Source organism: Ammonicoccus luteus (assembly GCF_050880385.1).
Lineage (GTDB): Bacteria > Actinomycetota > Actinomycetes > Propionibacteriales > Propionibacteriaceae > Enemella.
In genome coordinates this window covers 211880-228830 of sequence record NZ_JBNZCI010000003.1, presented here as the reverse complement: position 1 = coordinate 228830, position 16951 = coordinate 211880, and the positions used below count along the sequence as shown (strand labels likewise).

Here is a 16951-nt window from a genome sequence, read left to right as displayed (position 1 = left end):
CTTCCTGTCGACAACCTCCAGCCTACTGGGGCTGTCGCGGGCTACTTCTGCGTTGCTTCCCCTGCGGTCAGCCCCGTCTCCCCTGCGGTCAGCCCCGCGGCTCTGCCCTTGGCCACGATCCGCTGCGCGACCTTCATGCCGGCTTCATCGACCATCTCGTCGTCCACGACGATCGCGCCGACCGCGCCGCCCGCTTCGGCAGTCGCCGCCGCATAGGCATCGATCATCCGGAGCGCCCGCTCGAAGTCGGTTTGGCGGGGTGTGAAGATCTCGTTGCCGGCGGCGATCTGGTCCGGGTGCAGGACCCACTTGCCGTCATAGCCGAGCGCGGCCGCAGCCCGCGCGGACCGCCGGAATCCGTCCAGGTCACGAATCGCCACATAGGGCCCGTCGACGGCGGCCAGACCATGGGCGCGTGCGGCGACGAGGATCGAGAAGAGCACGTGGTGGAACGCATCGCCCCGGTCATAACCGTCCGGCTGTTCGCCGACGTTGGTGGAGGCCATCCCGATCGAGGCCATGAAGTCGCCGGGGCCGAAGACCAGCGAGCGCATGCGTGGGCTGGCGGCGGCGATCTTATTCACGTTCAGCAGACCGGGCGCGTCCTCGATCTGCGCCTCGATGCCGATCCTGCCGACCGGGAGGCCGTGCGTACGCTCCACCTGCGTCAGCAGCAGATCCAGCGCGACGATCTGGTCGCGCGACTGGACCTTGGGCAGGACGAGCGCATCGATGTGCGCCCCGGCCCCGCCGACGACGTCCACGACGTCGGCATAGGTCCACTGGGTGGTCCAGTCGTTGACCCGGACAGTGACGAGCGGGGCGGCCCAGTCCTGCGCCAACGCCGCCACAACTTGGCGGCGCGCCTCGACCTTGGCGGCCGGCGCAACGGCATCCTCGAGGTCGAGAAAGACGGCATCGGCAGCCAAGCCACGGGCTTTCGTCAGGAATCGCTCGGACGACCCGGGCACGGCCAAGATGGTGCGGCGGACCTGGGCGGCGGACATGTCGGGCGCGGCAGCAGTCACAGCCGCAGCCTAGCGACGCGACCCGTTTCCCACCGATCGATCGGGCGGAGTGGCCGGGGGCGAACGGCCCCGGCACACCCGCCTCGAGGTGTCAGGCCGGACGTTGCCAGTCGGGATCGCGCCCGATCAGGCCCATGAGCCGGTCGACCGGATGGGCGTCCTCGGCGACGGGCACCGGCTCCCCGAACTGGCCCGACGCCTGCAGCCCCGGGCCCATTGAGGAGAGCCCGGCGTGCATCGCCGCCGCCGAATCAGCGTCGAGCTCCACGTCCTGGCCGGTCGCCTTGGCGAGATCCCACGCATGCATGAACAGGTCGCTGCTGTAGAAGCCGTCGATCACCCCGGCCAACGGAACCAACCCCATCGGGCCGAGATCGAGCGGATGGCCGGCGGCTTCGGGATCCTCCAGGATCTGCTGGATCACATCGGTCTGAGCGCGGAACGCTTCGGCGCGCTCACCCGTGACCTCGGGAATCTCGACGCCATGCGCCCCGAGCATCTCGCGCGGCCACGTCGTCAGGTGGTCGACGATGTCACCCGCCTGCCATTCCTTGACCGGGGTGGGGGCGGTCCAATCGGTGGTGCCCTCGATGAGAGCGGCGAACTGGGCCGCGACGTGACGGTGGCGCTCCGGAGGAGCTGCTTCGGTGAGCTTGGACATGGCGCCAGTCAAGCATCGAACGAGGACATTTCGCAGGTCGGGTCGCGCGCTACCCTCTTCGCGTGACCCACTCGACCTCGATCTTCATCTCGCGGCTCCGCGGCCTGCCCGTCGTCGAATCCGGCGGCGACCAGATCGGCAAGGTGCGCGATGTCGTGATCCAGGTGCGCACCGAAGGGCGGGCGCCGCGCGCCAAGGGCTTGGTCGTCGAGCTGTTCGCGCGGCAGCGGATCTTCGTCAACACTGCGCGGGTCTATTCGGTCGACGCCATGCAGGTCGTGATCTCGGGAACCATCAACACCCGCCGCTTCAGCCGCCACGATGCGGAGACCCTGGTCATCGACGGGCTCTTCGACCGACGCGTGCGCCGGGCCGGGTCCCCCGACGAGTGGACTGTTTATGACATCTCGATGCGGGAGGTCCGCGCTCGGGAATGGGAGCTGTCCGAGGTGGCTCTGGCGGAGGTCCGCAACCGTGGATTCCGGCGCAAGCCGCACGTCACGATCGTCGATTGGTCCGACGTCGACGTGCTGCGGCCCATCGCCCAGATCCAGGATCACGAACAGGTCCTGGCCGAGTTGGAGGACATGCACGCCGCCGACGTGGCGCGCGAGCTTCATGACATGGATCCCGAACGGCGCGCACGCGTCGTCGATGCCCTCGACGACGCCAAGCTGGCGGACGCGCTCGAGGAACTGCCGGAGGATGAGCAGATCGAGGTCATTTCGGCGATGGAGGTTGAGCGGGCAGCGGACATCCTCGAGGAGATGGACCCCGACGACGCCGCCGACCTGATCGCCGAGCTCGCCGAGGAAAAAGCGGAGGAACTCCTCAGCCGCATGCAACCGGAAGATGCCTCGGACGTGCGGCGGCTGCTGGTCTACGAGGAATACACCGCAGGCGGTCTCATGACGCCGGAGCCGGTGATCATGGCACCGGATGCCCGCGTCGCCGATGCGCTTGCGATGGTGCGGATCCAGGAACTGACCCCGGCGCTGGCTGCCATGGTCCATGTCTGCCGCCCGCCGCTGGAGACCCCGACCGGCCGTTATCTCGGCAGCGTGCATATCCAGCGTCTCCTGCGGGAACCACCGTCGACACTGATCTCCCACCTGATCGACTCCGATCTGGAGCCCTTGCCTCCGGATGCTCCGATCGGGGTGGTGAGCCGACACTTCGCTACCTACAACCTCGTCAACGCGGCCGTCGTCGATTCGGACCAGCATCTGTTGGGTGCGGTGACGGTCGATGACGTGCTCGACCACATGCTGCCCGACGACTGGCGCGGCGAGCAGATGGAAGGACAGTGAGCCATGGCCCCGCCAGACCGTGGCCGGGATCGCCCGGACCGTGAAGACCGCCTGAACACACCCGGCCGCGATCGCAGCCGGATCCCCAAACTGCGGGTGGACGGCGACACCTTCGGCGCATTTGCCGAGGCCTTCGCACGGTTCATGGGCACGGCCCGTTTCCTGATGTACATGACGGTGTTCATCCTCATCTGGATCGTCTGGAACGTGCTCAGCCCGACGAGCCTGCGGTTCGATGAGTACCCGTTCATTTTCTTGACCCTGATCCTGTCGCTGCAGGCGTCCTATGCCGCCCCACTGATCCTGCTGGCCCAGAACCGCCAGGAGGCACGGGACCGGATCAGCGTCGAGGAGGATCGGCGCGTGGCGGCCCAGAGCCGGGCCGACATGGAATTCTTGGCGCGCGAGATCGCGAGCGTACGCATGAACGTCGGCGAGCTCGCCACGCGGGACTTCATCCGCAATGAGCTCCGCAACGAACTCCGCGAGGCGCTGAGCGGTGACGGCGACGAACGCAGCGAGAAGCGCAAGACCTGACTCTGACACCGGACGCGGTGGGGCCGGCGGCTCGCGTACTCTGGCCCACATGCCCGAAATCCAGACCAACAGCCCCGAGCACGCCCTGCTGCCGAAGATCACCGCAGCACTGGCGACGGTGAACGATCCGGAAATTCGCAAGCCGATCACCGATCTCGGCATGGTGGAACGCGTCGACATCGACGAGGCCGGCGCCGTGTTCGTGCGGGTGCTGCTGACGATCTCCGGGTGCCCGCTCAAGGGTCCGATCGAGCGCGACGTCACCGCTGCGGTCGCCGCCGTCCAGGGCGTGACCGACGTCCGGGTCGAGCTCGGGGTCATGACGGATGAACAACGCTCCGAGCTCCGCCGCGGGCTGAACGGTGGCCGCGCCGAGCGCAGCATCCCCTTCGCCCGGCCCGACTCCACGACGCGCGTGATTCTCGTCGCGTCCGGCAAGGGCGGGGTCGGCAAATCCTCGGTGACCGTCAACCTCGCGATGGCGCTCGCCCAGGCCGGCCACAGCGTCGGGGTCCTCGACGCCGACATCTATGGCCATTCGATCCCCGCGATGCTGGGGGTGGCAGATGCACGGCCGACCTCCATCGGTGACGACAACGAGTCGATGATCCTGCCGGTGCCGACCAACGGCATCCAGGTCATGTCGATCGGCATGCTCAAACCCGAGCGGTCCCAGGTGGTCGCCTGGCGCGGTCCCATCCTCGATCGGGCGCTCACCCAGATGCTGGCCGACGTGCACTGGTCGGATCCCGACTTCCTCATCGTCGACATGCCGCCCGGCACCGGCGACGTCCAGATCTCGCTCGGTCAGAAGCTGCCCAACGCCGAGGTCATCGTCGTGACGACGCCCCAGGCCGCGGCCGCGGAGGTGGCCGAGCGTGCCGGCACGATGGCGTCGATGATGAACCAGAAAGTCATCGGTGTGGTCGAGAACATGGCCTATCTCGAGGTCGAGTGCCCACACTGCTCCGAGCACCATCAGGTCGAGGTGTTCGGCTCGGGTGGCGGCGACGAGGTCGCGGAGGTGCTGACCGCGCGGCTCGGTTATGACGTCGAGCTGCTGGGGCGGGTGCCGCTGGATCTCGAGCTCCGCAGCGGTGGAGACGAGGGTGCACCGGTCGTGGTGTCGGCACCGCATCATCCGTCGTCCGTCGTGTTGCGAGAACTCGCCGACAGGATCGGCCAGCGACGCCGATCCTTGGTCGGGCTGCGGCTCGGCCTCACGCCGACGGGGAAATAGAGCCCCTCAGGTCGCTTCCGTGTCGAACGGTGCGCCGGCGCGGGCTGCGCCGGCCGCCGCGACGGGACGCGCTTGATCGAGCGCCTCGATATTGTTCCGCACCTGGGCGAACTCGGCGCGCACCTCGCTCTCGACCTCCTGCAGATCCTTCTTGACGTCGTCGAGAACGGGCTGGATATCGTCGAGGAGATAGGACTTGATGAAGGCCTTGGGGTTGCTCAGGTCCACCTCGGTGCCGAGCTCCCGCGACAGGGACTCCTGGGCGTTGTTGGCGATGCCGCGCAGAAACCGCACGACCCGAGCTGCCTTCCGCGCAAGTTCGGGGAGACGCTCGGGCCCGAAGATGATCACCGCCAACACAGCCAGGACGGCGATTTCGGCAGGCCCGACGTCGAACATGCGCCCAGACTAGCCCGCTAACCAACCTTGCCGTCGAGCGTGACAGTGACCGGACCCCGGTCCCTGATGATCAGGTCGATCCGGTCGCCTGGACGGTGACTCCGGACCCTGACGATCAGGTCGGTCGGGGTGTCGACCGGCTTCTCGCCGACCGCCACGACCACGTCCCCGCTGCGAAGCCCGGCCAGGGCTGCCGGCCCGCCCGGGGTCACGTCGGACAGCCGGACGCCTTCTGAGTTCGGTGCGACCGCGGCGCCGATCACCGGGTACGTCGCCTGTCCGTCCCGAAGAATCTCCTCCGCGATGATCTTGGCCTGGTTGATCGGAATCGCGAAGCCGAGGCCGATGTTGCCGCCGCGGTTGCCCGGGGCGCCGCCCCCCAACGTGAGAATCGCCGAGTTCACGCCGACAACGCGGCCTGCGGAGTCCGCCAGCGGACCGCCGGAGTTGCCGGGATTGATCGACGCATCGGTCTGGATGCCGTTGATATAGGTCCGGACCGTGTCGTCCGACGTCGCGTCGTCACCGACCCCGAACGGGCGGTCGACGGCTGACACGATGCCGGCGGTGATCGAGCCGCCGAGACCGAGCGGAGCGCCGACGGCGAGCACGCCCTGCCCCGGCCGGACCGCCGCAGAGTCGCCGAGTTCGACCGGTTTTCCCTGATGCCGGTCCACCCGGATGACCGCCAGGTCGTAGCTGGGGCTGCGGCCGACGATCTGCGCCTCCACTCGCTGGCCGTCGGCGAACTCGACCATCAACTGAGCTCCGCCGTCGGCCGCACCCGCGATCACGTGGTTGTTGGTGATGATGTGCCCCTCGGCGTCGATCACGAATCCTGATCCGGTGCCACCGGTCGTATCAGACCGGTATGCGATCGTCACCGTGCTCTCCAGCAGGCGCTCCGCCACTTCGACGGTGTCCTCACCCGTGGGCGGGACGACCGCCTGGGTCTCGACCATCGCCGGGGTCTGTTGGGTTGCGACCAGCTGCGCGGCGCCGAATCCCGCGCCGCCGCCAGCGACCAGTGAGAGGACGGTGGCCAGGACGACCGCCGGCCACAGCCGGGCTTTCGGCGGCCGGCTTCCCGCCGGGTCGGGCGTGAGTTCCCGTCGTGGACCGGGCGGCGTGGCGAACGCTCCGGGTGGGTGGTTGATCGGTCCGTACGCCCCAGCGGGCCCGCTCGGGGCGCCGGGTGGGCCACTCCCCCACTGGCCGTCACCTCGCCACTGGCTCTCCGGAGAGCCACCAAGGGGTCGACCGAAGACGGGTGGGGGTGCAGGATGCCCATAACCCTGCGGGCCGGACGGGTCCGGAGGCGGTTGCGGCCGCGCCCAGGGCGATGGTGGCTGAGTCACCCGGTCACCCCCAACAGACGGTGCCAGCCATCCACCACGCGACCTGCACCGGTGCGCAGGGTCGGCGTGTGGTGGGGCAGCTCTGCCAGAGCCTGCTCGGCGAGTTCCGCCGGGCCGTCGGTCGCGATGGTGAAGACGCTGTCGCCGGACTGCCACGAATACATGGTGGTCATGCCCAGATTGCGATAGGCGCGGAGCTCGGGGTCCCAGACGAATCCTGCCGGGGCCGCGGTGAGGACGCCCTTCTGTTCGAAGACGCTCAGGGTGAACACCCCGTCGCCATACATCGAGTGCACCATCGGATCGTGCTTGTCCCGCCGCACCTTGATCAACTCGAGGTCGGCGACCCTTCGGTTGCATTGCCAGCCCTCGCGCTGCAGGGCGTCGACGGTGGTCAGGGCCAGCGTGGCCGTGTGGCCCCGGGGCGCGAGCCTGGGCGGCAGCGACCGCGGCGTCGCGGCCGGCCCCAGCGAGAACGACTGGAAGCCGGCGCTCATCGTGATCTCACCGGTCCGGTCGAACGTCTGCTGCCACAACACCATGCCTGCTTCCTCGTCCAGCCACCAACGCGCGACGAGCCGGTCGTCGCGCCTGGCCTCGACGATCGTTGAACTCCGGCCGGCTACCGCAGGGCCCTTGCCGGTCACCAACTGGTGCAGGGTCGCGACGGAGGCCACGCCGGGAGCCTGACCAGCGGGCAGGATCGCCGAACGATCAGCTCCGGTGCGCTGCGGGAATGTCAGCTGCGTGCCGCGGCCGGGATGCACCGCCACGTCCACGTGAGTCACCCAGAAGCCCGCGAGGTGGCGCACCTGCACCACCTGTCGGCCGGAGAACGGCGTGCGGAAAGGAACCGCATCGGCGCGATCGAGCAGTTCCCGAGCGCCCCGCGTGGTCATGGGACCTCGCGGTCCCGCGGGACCGGTTGGGGTCCATGTTTTCCGGGCGGAATATCCGGTCGCGCGCAGGCCGGTGACAGCCGGGTTCACCAGGGGCCCGGACGCGAGCACTGCGGCGAATTCCTCCCGGGCGATCGGCCCGGGGTCGACCTGGGGTGTGTGCGTCGGCGGCCCTGCCGCCCACCCGGCACCGACCAGACCGGCCAGCAGCAGGCACGTCACGGTGACGGCGCCCACCAAGGCGCGCCTGGTCTGCTGTCGCCGGCTGGGCAGCGCCCCCGGCTCATGGAGATCGAAAGGTCGGGCATAGAGGGGTGCGGCCGCCTCGGTGCCGGCGATGGACACCAGCCGGTCGGTGAGCGCGGTGGGTGCAGCCGGATCCGGGGTTGCCGCCCGCAACCGCGCGCGCACCAAGCGGAGCGATTCTGCTTCCGCCCGGCAGCCGGGACAGTCCACCAGATGCGCCGTCAAACGCTCGGCGTCACGACCACCGAGTGCGCCGTCGACCAACTCTGCGAGCTCTCGGCGCCTGGAGGGACACGGTCTCACCGCACTTCCTCCATCACCGGACCTCGCTCCGCCTCGATGCCGAGATAGCGCTCTCGGCCGGCTGTGGGCTCACGGTGCGCGAGCGCCTCGCGGAGTTGCGCACGGCCTCGGTGGATCCGGCTGCGAACCGTGCCGAGCTTGACGTCCAGCACGGCCGCGACCTCCTCATAGGACAGGCCCTCGATATCGCACAACACGACACACGCCCGGAACTCCGGCGAGAGGGCCGCCAGAGCGGCCGCGACGTCGTGGTCCAGCCCGGCATTCGCGAGGTGGTCACCGGGTGGAGGTTCGGAACCCGGCAGGCGTTCGTCCGCACCTTCTGCCAGTCCGTCGAAGCGGATGCGCTGGCGACGGCGGGCTCCGTCGAGAAAGAGATTGGTGGTGATGCGGTGCAACCAGCCCTCGAACGTGCCAGGCTCGAAGCGGTGCAGCGATCGGAAGACCCGCACGAACACGTCTTGGGTCAGATCCTCTGCGTCGTGGACGTCGCCGGTCAGGCGCAACGCCAGTCGATAAACCCTCGCCGAGTGGTCCCGGACGACCTGTTCCCAGGTCGGCGGCACCCAGGCATCTGGGTCACCGCTCGCATCCGCACCGTGAAGCGTCGCTGGATTGCGCTCCTCACGCCTGCGGCTGATCGGCATCCGGGGCTCCCCTCACGGGACATGCACAATGACTGGTCCTCCAGTCTAGGCGGCGCCGGGCGGCCGCCGGGCCGCTGCAGTCCCTGGAACGTCCCTGAATCGCGCGAACCGGAACCGGACGTGGAGTCGCCTCAGAGCAGGCCGGACCGGCGCAGGCAGGCCGCGAACGCCTCGGTCTGTTCCGGCGTCGCCTCGACCTGGGGTGCGCGCAGACCACCGACCGGGCGACCAAGGAGGGCAAGGCCGGCCTTGACGAGGATGCAACCCTGGGTGGCGAAGACTCCGGTGAACGTGGGCTCGAGACGACGGTGCCACTCCAGCGCTTCATCGACGCGGCCCTCGGCGAACGCGGTCATCATCTGCTTCGCGCCGCGGCCGGAGAAGTGCGTGGACGTGCCCACCAGGCCGACCCCGCCCACGGACATCAACGGGAGCGTGATGGCGTCATCGCCCGAATAATAGGCAAGGTCAGTCTGTGCCATCACCCGCGCCGACTCGATGAGGTTGCCCTTGGCGTCCTTGACGCCGAGGATCCTGGGGTGTTCCGCGAGCCGCAGCAGCGTGTCCGTGGCGATCTCGGTGCCGGCCCGGTGCGGGATGTCATAGAGCAGGTTCGGCAGGTCCGTCGCATCGGCGACGGTCCGGAAGTGCTCGAGCAGCCCGCTCTGCGGGGGCTTCGAATAATAGGGCGTGACGACGAGCAGCCCGTCGGCGCCGGCGGCAGCAGCCTGCTCGGCGAGATGCACGGTGTGCCGGGTGGAGAACGTGCCCACGCCCGCGATGATCTGGGCGCGGCCGCCGACGGCCTCGACAACAGCATGCAGGAGCTCGGTCTTCTCCTCGTCGGTGGTGGTCGGCGCTTCCCCGGTGGTGCCGGAGATCACCAGCGCGTCGTTGTCCATTTCCTCGACGAGATAGGTGGCCAACTCGGCGGCAGCCGGGAGGTCCAGAGCACCGTCGGCAGTGAATGGCGTGACCATGGCGGTCAGCAGGCGGCCGAAGGGCATGGCTGAGGTCGACATGACAGAAAGCGTACGCACGGGGGCGTGTCCAGGGCCAATCCGTGCAGATTGTTCGGTCATGCGTGTCACGCGACCGAAAGAATCACGAGCGGATCGCCGTCATGGACCACATCACCCACCCGGACGACGACCTCCGCGACCGTGCCCGTGACCTCGGCAAGCACGGGAATCTCCATCTTCATCGATTCGAGCAGGCACACCGCGTCCGTCGGAGCGACCCGGTCGCCAACGGCCACGTCCACGCTCATCACCGCCGCCACGAGCTCGGCGTGAACGGTGTGCACGTTGCGGGCAGACGGTGAGCTCATGTGGCCATGCTAGAGCCTGCTCCGGAAGAGGGCGCTAGGCTGACCGCGTGAGCGCACAAGGTCAGGTCAACCCAGTCCCCACCGGCGCGTCGATGGCTTTCGCAGAGGGCTTCCGACCGCAGTCCGAGGCGATCCAGGCGGCGCGCAAGGAGGCCGCCGCGCTGGGCGTCACCCCTGTGAGCCCCGGATCCGCGTCGCTTCTGACGGTCGTCGCCAGGATGATCGAGGCCAAGGCGGTGGTCGAGATCGGCACGGGCGCCGGCGTCTCCGGACTGGCGCTGTTCGAGGGGATGGACAGCACCGGCGTGCTGACCAGTGTCGACACCGAGCACGAGGTGCAGGCCGCCGCCCGACGGGCCTTCCTCGCCTCCCAGATTCCCAACCGTCGGTTCCGGCTCATCGCCGGTCAGGCGCTCGACGTTCTGCCGAAGCTGAGCGACGGCGCCTACGACCTGGTCCTCATCAACGGCGACCAACTGGAGTTCGGGGAATACGTCGCCCAAGCGCTCCGGCTGCTGCGCCACGGCGGCATCATGCTCGTCAACCACGCGCTGTGGTCCAACAAGATCGCCGATCCCGACAACCAGGAGGACGAGACCATCGTCATCCGCGAGTCGCTCTCCGCAATTCAGGAGATCGAGGAGTTCACCGCGGCGCTGTCCCCCATCGGTGACGGCTTGGTGGTCGCGGTCAAGGGCTGATCGCGTCAGCCGCGGGTGACCCGGGTCCCCTTCCCGACCACGGTGATGCCACCGGGCGAGACCGTGAACCCGCGCGCGCGGTCCTCCTCCTTGTCCACGCCGACCTCGCACCCGTCCTCGACGACCACGTTCTTGTCGAGGATCGCATTGCGCACGACCGCATTGCGGCCGATGCGCACGTTGTCCATGACCACCGCGTGTTCGACGTTGGCCCACTTGTCGACCCGGACGTTGGGTGACAGCACGGACGCATCGACGTCACCGCCGGAGATGATGCAGCCGGAGGACACGATGGAATCCTCGGCGTTGCCACGGAGCACGAACTTCGCGCCCGGACGCTGCGCCTGATAGGTCCAGATCGGCCAGTCGTTGTTGTAGAGCGAGAAGTTGGGCACGACCGACACCAGATCCATGTGCGCCTCGTGATAGGCATCGATGGTCCCGACGTCCCGCCAATAGTTGCGGTCCTTCTCGGTCGCACCGGGCACTGTGTTCACGGTGAAGTCGTGCACCTGCGCCTGATTCTGACCGACGAAGCGCGGAATGATGTCCCCGCCCATGTCGTGCCGCGCGGTCGCGTCAGCGGCGTCCGCCTCCAGCGCCTCGACGAGCGCGGAGCGCGTGAAGATGTAGTTGCCCATCGACGCGAACGACTCGTTCGGGCTGTCGGGCAGACCCGGCGGATCTGCCGGCTTCTCGAGGAATTCGCGGATCTTCGAGTCTGCGTCGGCGTCGATGATGCCGAAAGCACTGGCCTCGGCGCGCGGCACCCTGATGCCGGCGACGGTGCAGGCGAGGCCGGACTGGATGTGCTGGTCGAGCATCTGGCTGACATCCATCCGATAGATGTTGTCGGCCCCGAAGACCACGACATAGTCCGGGTCCTCGTCGCGGATCAGGTTCATCGACTGATAGATGGCGTCGGCGGACCCCTGATACCACCTCGGCCCGAGGCGCTGCTGCGCGGGCACGGGGGTCACGTAATTCCCCAACATCGTGGACATGCGCCACGTGACGGAGATGTGGCGGTCGAGGGAGTGCGACTTGTACTGCGTCAGCACCGCAATCTGACGCATATCACTGTTGACCAGGTTGGAAAGCACGAAGTCGATCAGCCGATAGGTGCCTCCGAAGGGGACGGCGGGCTTTGCCCGGTCCATCGTGAGCGGCATCAGCCGCTTGCCTTCTCCACCCGCCAGAACGATTGACAAAACTTTGGGCCGCAACGGTCTCACCTCGTGATCGATGTGCTGGAGACGTTCCCACCTTATCCCTCCGAGCGGCGCCCGGCTGAGGCCCCCGCAAAGGCGGTCGAAGGTTGTGAAACGATCACTCCATGAGCATGCGAATCTCGCTTCTGACCAGGGAATACCCGCCCAGCATCTATGGCGGCGCCGGCGTCCATGTCGCCCAGCTCGTCCCCCAGCTGCGCAAGCTGATCGACGTGGATGTGCAGTGCATGGGTGAGCCCCGCGAGGGAGCGACGGCCCACGCAGAGGACTTTCCGCCCGGCGCGAACGCAGCTCTGCGGGTCTTCGGTGCCGACCTGAGCATGGTCGCGGCGATCCCGGAGGTCGACTTGGTGCATTCGCACACTTGGTACGCGTGTCTGGGCGCCCACCTGACAGGCCTGTTCCAGGACATCCCGAGCGTGGTCACCGCCCACTCCCTCGAGCCCGACCGGCCGTGGAAGGCGGAGCAACTCGGCGGTGGTTATCGCCTCAGTTCCTGGGCGGAGAGGACGGCGTACGAAGGCTCGAGCGCAGTCATCGCCGTGAGCGAGGCCATGCGCCCCGCGATCCTCAACGCCTATCCGGCGCTCGATCCGGAAAAGATCCATGTCGTCAAGAACGGCATCGACACCGATGAGTTCTATCCGGTCGCGGAGAACGACATCCTGACCGAACTCGGCGTCGATCTCGACCGCCCGATCGTGTCGTTCGTGGGCCGGATCACCCGCCAGAAGGGCTTGGTCCACCTGGTCCGCGCGGCCGAACAGTTCGACCCCGACACGCAGCTGGTGCTTCTCGCCGGAGCCCCGGACACACCCGAGATCGCGGCCGAGTTCAATGATGCGTTCGCGCACCTGAAGAAGGCCCGGGGCGGCGTGACGTGGGTGCAGGAGATGCTCCCCCGCGCCAGCGTGCGTCAGGTCCTCTCCCACTCGACGGTCTTCGCCTGCCCATCCATCTATGAGCCCCTCGGCATCGTGAATCTCGAGGCGATGGCCTGCGAGACGGCGGTCGTGGCGTCGGCGGTGGGCGGCATTCCCGAGGTCGTGGTGGATGGAACGACCGGATTGCTGGTGCCCTACGATCCGCAGCGCGCCGATGACCCGGACTTCATCGCGGGCTTCGAGGCGGGTTTCGCCGAGCAGGTCAACGCTCTCACCCGCGATCGCGAGCGCGCCGCGGCGTTCGGCAGGGCCGGACGCCAGCGCTGCATCGACGAGTTCTCGTGGACACGGATCGCCGAGCAGACCGTCGAGGTCTATCGGGCTGCGATCGCGCGGCACGCGGGCTGAGCGGGGCGTACGCCACCCTTGCCCCGACGGCACAGGACGCGGGTCCCGGATTCGGGCCCGCGTCCTTTCTCGTCACGTCGGTTTGGTTCAGCCGACAACTTCCTTGAGCGCCGCAGCAAGCTCTGTGGCCTCGTCCGCATTCATCTCGACGACCAACCGGCCGCCACCTTCCAGGGGGACTCGCATGACAATCCCGCGACCCTCCTTGGTGACCTCCATGGGGCCATCGCCCGTTCGCGGTTTCATTGCTGCCATCGCGTAACCCTCATCTCTCCTCATTCGGACCGCTCACGCGGTCCCCCGTTCGATCCCGGCCGGGCCGGGCGGAACTGTCGCTCAAAGTGAGCCGACGTCCATTATTCCGCATCGCGGGCGCCTCCGCGTGGAGTGCCCTCATCCGACGGCTCCGCGGCTTGTTCCGCTGGCGCCCGGTCAGCGGTGTGCAGCGCCGCGTCGCGGAGCTCGAGCTCTCTGGCCATCCGGGCCATCCACTCGTCGACCTCCGCCATTTCATAGCCCATCGGTGTGACCCCGAACCGGACGTCCTTCAGGTCGTCGGCCGTGACCCGCTCGTCGTCGCCGAGGGGCGGTCGATAGACATCCCGGACGGGATCGGCCTGCTCCCCGAACCGCCCGGCGGCCACGAACGCCGCCAGACCGATCACGGCGACCGCGATGAGCACGATGATGAGTTGCATGATTCCCGATCGTCTATTGCCCGTCCGCGACCGCCGGAGTGGGCCGCTCGGGCGGGGTGTTCGCCTTGACCATGATCTCGACCGTCTGGTCGATGTCGTCGGTGACGACGAGACGTTCGACATCGACGTCATGGATATAGCCGTCGGCCAAGGGCTGGTTGATGATCCAGTCTTTCAGGCCCTGCCAGTACGCAGAACCGAACAGCACGACCGGGAAGTCCACGACCTTGCGGGTCTGCACCAGCGTCAACGCCTCGAACAGCTCGTCGAAGGTGCCGTAACCGCCGGGCAGGACCACGAAGCCCTGCGAATATTTCAGGAACATCGTCTTCCGTGCGAAGAAATAGCGGAAGTTGATGCCGAGCGTCACATAGTCGTTGAGGCCGGTCTCGAAAGGCAGTTCGATGCCGAGTCCCACGGAGACCCCGCCGGCCTCGCACGCGCCCTTGTTCGCCGCCTCCATGATCCCGGGCCCGCCTCCGGTCATGACTGCAAAGTTGGCCTCCGACAGGCGTCGCCCGAGCGTTTCCGCTGCGGCGTACATCGGATGGTCGGCCGACGTGCGCGCGGACCCGAACACGCTGACGGCCGGGCCGAGTTCCGCGAGGGTGCCGAACCCTTCGACGAACTCGGACTGGATCCGCAGGACCCGCCACGGGTCGGTATGGACCCAGTCGCTGGGCCCTCGGGAGGCCAGCAGCCGCTGGTCGGTCGTGGTCGGCAGCACCATGTCACGGGAGCGGACGACAGGTCCGGTGTGGCGCCGTTCGAACTTCCTGCTCATCGCGCCACCTCCCCCGGCTGAAGCCACCGCACGAGCGCGTCGCGGCAGGCATAAACCTGCCAGGCCGGACAACATTCATCGTCCGCGTGGGCCTTGGCGGGGTCGCCGGGCCCGAAGTTCACCGCCGGCACGCCCACCTCGGCGAACCGCGCAACGTCAGTCCAGCCGTGCTTCGGGCGTGCCTCTCCGCCGACAGCGGCGAGAAACTCCGCTGCCGCCGGCAGATCGAGCCCGGGCCTGGCGCCGGCGGCCAGGTCGGTGAGCTCGAGATCGAATCCGGACAGGTAGTCCCGGATCCACGTGACGGCCTCATCGGCGCTCTTGTCCGGCGCGAAGCGATAGTTGATCTCGATCGTGCAGAGGTCCGGGATGACATTCCCGGCAATGCCGCCGCTGATCGACACGGCGTTGAGACCCTCGTGGTATTGCAGTCCGTCGACCCAGGGCTGAGCCGGCTCATAGGTCCGCAGGCGGGTCAGCAACTCGGCGGCGTCGTGGATGGCGTTGTGCCCCATCCAGGTGCGGGCCGAATGTGCGGCACGGCCCCGCAGCGTGGCCCGGACCCGCAGGGTGCCCTGACAGCCGCCCTCGACGACCGCGCCCGTCGGCTCGCACAACACCGCGAAGTCCCCGGCGATCAGGTCGGGCTGCTCGCGGGAAATGCGGAGGAGTCCGTTTCGTTCGGCTTCGACCTCTTCGTTGTCATAGAAGATCCATGTCACGTCGTGGCGCGGCTCGGCCAACGCCGCCGCAACACTCAACTGGACCGCCACGCCGCCCTTCATGTCGCAGGTGCCCCGCCCGATGAGAACCCTGTTGTCACCCTCGCCCTCGATGCGACAGGGCAGGTTCGGTTCGGCGGTGAGCGGCACCGTGTCGGTGTGACCGGCGATCACCACACGAGTGGGGCGACCCAGGTTGGTCCGGGCGATGAGCGCATCGCCATTGCGCAGGACCTCCAGGTGGGGAAACGATCGCAGCGCCGCCTCGATGGCGTCGGTGATCGGACCCTCGTTGCCGGAGACTGATTCGATGTCGACCAGATCGCGCAGGAGGTCGACGACGTCGCCGGTCAGGTCCAGCGTCACGGGTTGAGCCATGCGGCCCACTTTAGCGAGCGAGGCCCGCCTCGATCTCCGCCGCCGTGGCGCGCACCCGCGCAATCCAGATCCGCACCTGCCCGGCATCGGCTTCGCGCGGCAGACCTGTGACCCGCAGCATGAGTGAGCCGGCGCCCCGGGCGTCGCCGATCGGCACGATGATCGAGCTGATGTCATAGCGGCCGCCCTCCTCGAGGGGGCGCATCCCATAGGACTCCGGAGGGGTTGCTGCAGTGATGCGTTGGCGGATCTCACGGATCTCCGCGGGCGTGGGCCGGCGCTCGGCGTAGGTCGTGGTCGCCTCGTGCAGTGACTCGAAAGCCACTTCCTCGTCCGGGCGCGCAAAGCTGAGCAGATAGCCATGCTCCCGGCAGAACTCAAGCCGACGCCGATAGGTCTCCAAGCGAGCCTCGTCCGCACCGGCGGCTTTGCTCAGCCAGTACGCCTGCTCCTCCTCGCCCAGCATCGCCACCCAGGCATCGGCGATGGGCGGAATGATCGGGAGCCTGCGGCCGAGCCCCGCGTTGGGGGTCCCGGTCCGGCCCGCAGCCATCGCGACCGCGGTGAGCTCATCGCGATTGACGACCTTGAGCAGGGTGCAATGGCCGCCGATCTCATCGGCGAGGGATTCCAATTCGGAGCGGGACGCCACGGCCTCGTGGACTCCCGCCTCGATGTCGGCGTCGATGCGTGCGATCAACGACGGAACCACGAACGAGCCATAGCCGCCCTGGAAGAAGAGCAAGGGCGCGACCGGATTGACGACCGCGAGGTCCAGCACCCGGCACAGCGCGATCCAATGGTCACCGGCCTCGATGCTCTGCTCGAGGCGGACATCCAGCCAGGCCAGGCACCCATCGAGGACAGGCGCACCGGACGGAGCCGGTGACCAGCCGACCTCGGCCAGTTTGTCGCTGCGCCGGCTCGCGATCGTGCGGCACAGACCCTCTTGGTCGGCGGTCAGCACGTTGATGCACAGCGCGTCGCACTCGCTCAACCGCGCGAACGTGCTCGACTCCTTCATGGGCAGGAACGACACCAACGGTGGGTCGAGGGACACCGAAGTGAAGGTGCCCACCACCAGGGCCAGCGCCTCACCGTCGGGGGCAATCCCCGTGACGATGGTGACTCCGGTCGGATAGTGGCCCAGGACCGAACGCAACTGCTGCGGGTCGAAGGTCGTCAC

Annotated in this window: 19 protein-coding genes; 5 read left to right on the top strand and 14 right to left on the bottom strand. The window is 68.0% G+C overall.

The window, feature by feature from the left end; all coding sequences use genetic code 11:
• Positions 1-41 precede the first annotated feature (41 nt).
• Positions 42-1028 (bottom strand): HpcH/HpaI aldolase/citrate lyase family protein, encoded by a 987-nt coding sequence (locus tag ACQ260_RS08840; protein ID WP_432559063.1) that lies wholly within the window; start codon positions 1026-1028, stop codon positions 42-44.
• Between the two features lie 91 nt (positions 1029-1119).
• Positions 1120-1689: a TIGR03086 family metal-binding protein gene (locus tag ACQ260_RS08835; protein ID WP_432559062.1), complete on the bottom strand. Its 570-nt coding sequence runs from the start codon at positions 1687-1689 to the stop codon at positions 1120-1122.
• Between the two features lie 62 nt (positions 1690-1751).
• Between ACQ260_RS08835 and ACQ260_RS08830 the strand changes: the two genes are divergently transcribed.
• Genes ACQ260_RS08830 through ACQ260_RS08820 form a run of 3 tightly spaced genes read left to right on the top strand, consistent with a single transcriptional unit; the run spans position 1752 to position 4776 of the window.
• Positions 1752-2999, top strand: a complete 1248-nt coding sequence (locus ACQ260_RS08830; protein WP_432559061.1) for a magnesium transporter MgtE N-terminal domain-containing protein — start codon at positions 1752-1754, stop codon at positions 2997-2999.
• A 3-nt stretch (positions 3000-3002) separates the two neighbouring features.
• Entirely contained in the window at positions 3003-3536 is a 534-nt protein-coding gene (locus tag ACQ260_RS08825) for a DUF1003 domain-containing protein (protein WP_432559060.1), read from the top strand.
• A 49-nt stretch (positions 3537-3585) separates the two neighbouring features.
• Positions 3586-4776 (top strand): Mrp/NBP35 family ATP-binding protein, encoded by a 1191-nt coding sequence (locus ACQ260_RS08820; RefSeq protein ID WP_432559059.1) that lies wholly within the window; start codon positions 3586-3588, stop codon positions 4774-4776.
• Between the two features lie 6 nt (positions 4777-4782).
• On the opposite strand, the gene ACQ260_RS08815 is transcribed toward ACQ260_RS08820, so the two are convergent.
• The 6 genes from ACQ260_RS08815 to ACQ260_RS08790 form a co-directional block, all read right to left on the bottom strand.
• The gene (locus ACQ260_RS08815) at positions 4783-5175 is read right to left on the bottom strand and encodes a Sec-independent protein translocase subunit TatB (protein ID WP_432559058.1); all 393 of its coding nucleotides are present in this window, start codon (positions 5173-5175) and stop codon (positions 4783-4785) included.
• 17 nt (positions 5176-5192) lie between these two features.
• Positions 5193-6533: a S1C family serine protease gene (locus ACQ260_RS08810; protein WP_432559057.1), complete on the bottom strand. Its 1341-nt coding sequence runs from the start codon at positions 6531-6533 to the stop codon at positions 5193-5195.
• Positions 6530-7981 (bottom strand): zf-HC2 domain-containing protein, encoded by a 1452-nt coding sequence (locus ACQ260_RS08805; RefSeq protein WP_432559056.1) that lies wholly within the window; start codon positions 7979-7981, stop codon positions 6530-6532. Before ACQ260_RS08805 ends, ACQ260_RS08810 begins: the two co-directional genes overlap by 4 nt.
• On the bottom strand, positions 7978-8628 hold the full coding sequence (sigE, locus tag ACQ260_RS08800) for an RNA polymerase sigma factor SigE (RefSeq protein WP_432559055.1): 651 nt from the start codon (positions 8626-8628) through the stop codon (positions 7978-7980). Before sigE ends, ACQ260_RS08805 begins: the two co-directional genes overlap by 4 nt.
• A gap of 131 nt (positions 8629-8759) precedes the next feature.
• The gene (dapA, locus tag ACQ260_RS08795) at positions 8760-9650 is read right to left on the bottom strand and encodes a 4-hydroxy-tetrahydrodipicolinate synthase (protein ID WP_432559054.1); all 891 of its coding nucleotides are present in this window, start codon (positions 9648-9650) and stop codon (positions 8760-8762) included.
• Positions 9651-9715: 65 nt separating this feature from the next.
• Positions 9716-9958: a biotin/lipoyl-binding carrier protein gene (locus tag ACQ260_RS08790; protein ID WP_432559053.1), complete on the bottom strand. Its 243-nt coding sequence runs from the start codon at positions 9956-9958 to the stop codon at positions 9716-9718.
• A gap of 47 nt (positions 9959-10005) precedes the next feature.
• Here ACQ260_RS08790 and ACQ260_RS08785 point away from each other — a divergent pair, with 47 nt between their 5' ends.
• On the top strand, positions 10006-10659 hold the full coding sequence (locus tag ACQ260_RS08785) for an O-methyltransferase (RefSeq protein WP_432559052.1): 654 nt from the start codon (positions 10006-10008) through the stop codon (positions 10657-10659).
• 5 nt (positions 10660-10664) lie between these two features.
• On the opposite strand, the gene glgC is transcribed toward ACQ260_RS08785, so the two are convergent.
• Positions 10665-11894: a glucose-1-phosphate adenylyltransferase gene (gene glgC, locus ACQ260_RS08780; protein ID WP_432559051.1), complete on the bottom strand. Its 1230-nt coding sequence runs from the start codon at positions 11892-11894 to the stop codon at positions 10665-10667.
• Positions 11895-12001: 107 nt separating this feature from the next.
• Here glgC and glgA point away from each other — a divergent pair, with 107 nt between their 5' ends.
• Positions 12002-13183 (top strand): glycogen synthase, encoded by a 1182-nt coding sequence (gene glgA, locus ACQ260_RS08775; protein ID WP_432559283.1) that lies wholly within the window; start codon positions 12002-12004, stop codon positions 13181-13183.
• 87 nt (positions 13184-13270) lie between these two features.
• On the opposite strand, the gene ACQ260_RS08770 is transcribed toward glgA, so the two are convergent.
• The 5 genes from ACQ260_RS08770 to ACQ260_RS08750 all read right to left on the bottom strand — a co-directional run bounded on the left by ACQ260_RS08770 (position 13271) and on the right by ACQ260_RS08750 (position 16951).
• Positions 13271-13438 (bottom strand): DUF3117 domain-containing protein, encoded by a 168-nt coding sequence (locus ACQ260_RS08770; RefSeq protein WP_425309909.1) that lies wholly within the window; start codon positions 13436-13438, stop codon positions 13271-13273.
• A 101-nt stretch (positions 13439-13539) separates the two neighbouring features.
• The gene (locus ACQ260_RS08765; protein WP_432559050.1) at positions 13540-13881 is read right to left on the bottom strand and encodes a DivIVA domain-containing protein; all 342 of its coding nucleotides are present in this window, start codon (positions 13879-13881) and stop codon (positions 13540-13542) included.
• A 13-nt stretch (positions 13882-13894) separates the two neighbouring features.
• Positions 13895-14665 (bottom strand): LOG family protein, encoded by a 771-nt coding sequence (locus ACQ260_RS08760; protein ID WP_432559049.1) that lies wholly within the window; start codon positions 14663-14665, stop codon positions 13895-13897.
• The gene (gene dapE / locus ACQ260_RS08755; RefSeq protein WP_432559048.1) at positions 14662-15765 is read right to left on the bottom strand and encodes a succinyl-diaminopimelate desuccinylase; all 1104 of its coding nucleotides are present in this window, start codon (positions 15763-15765) and stop codon (positions 14662-14664) included. The genes ACQ260_RS08760 and dapE overlap by 4 nt, the downstream gene beginning before the upstream one ends.
• A gap of 10 nt (positions 15766-15775) precedes the next feature.
• On the bottom strand, positions 15776-16951 hold the full coding sequence (locus ACQ260_RS08750; RefSeq protein WP_432559047.1) for a flavin reductase family protein: 1176 nt from the start codon (positions 16949-16951) through the stop codon (positions 15776-15778).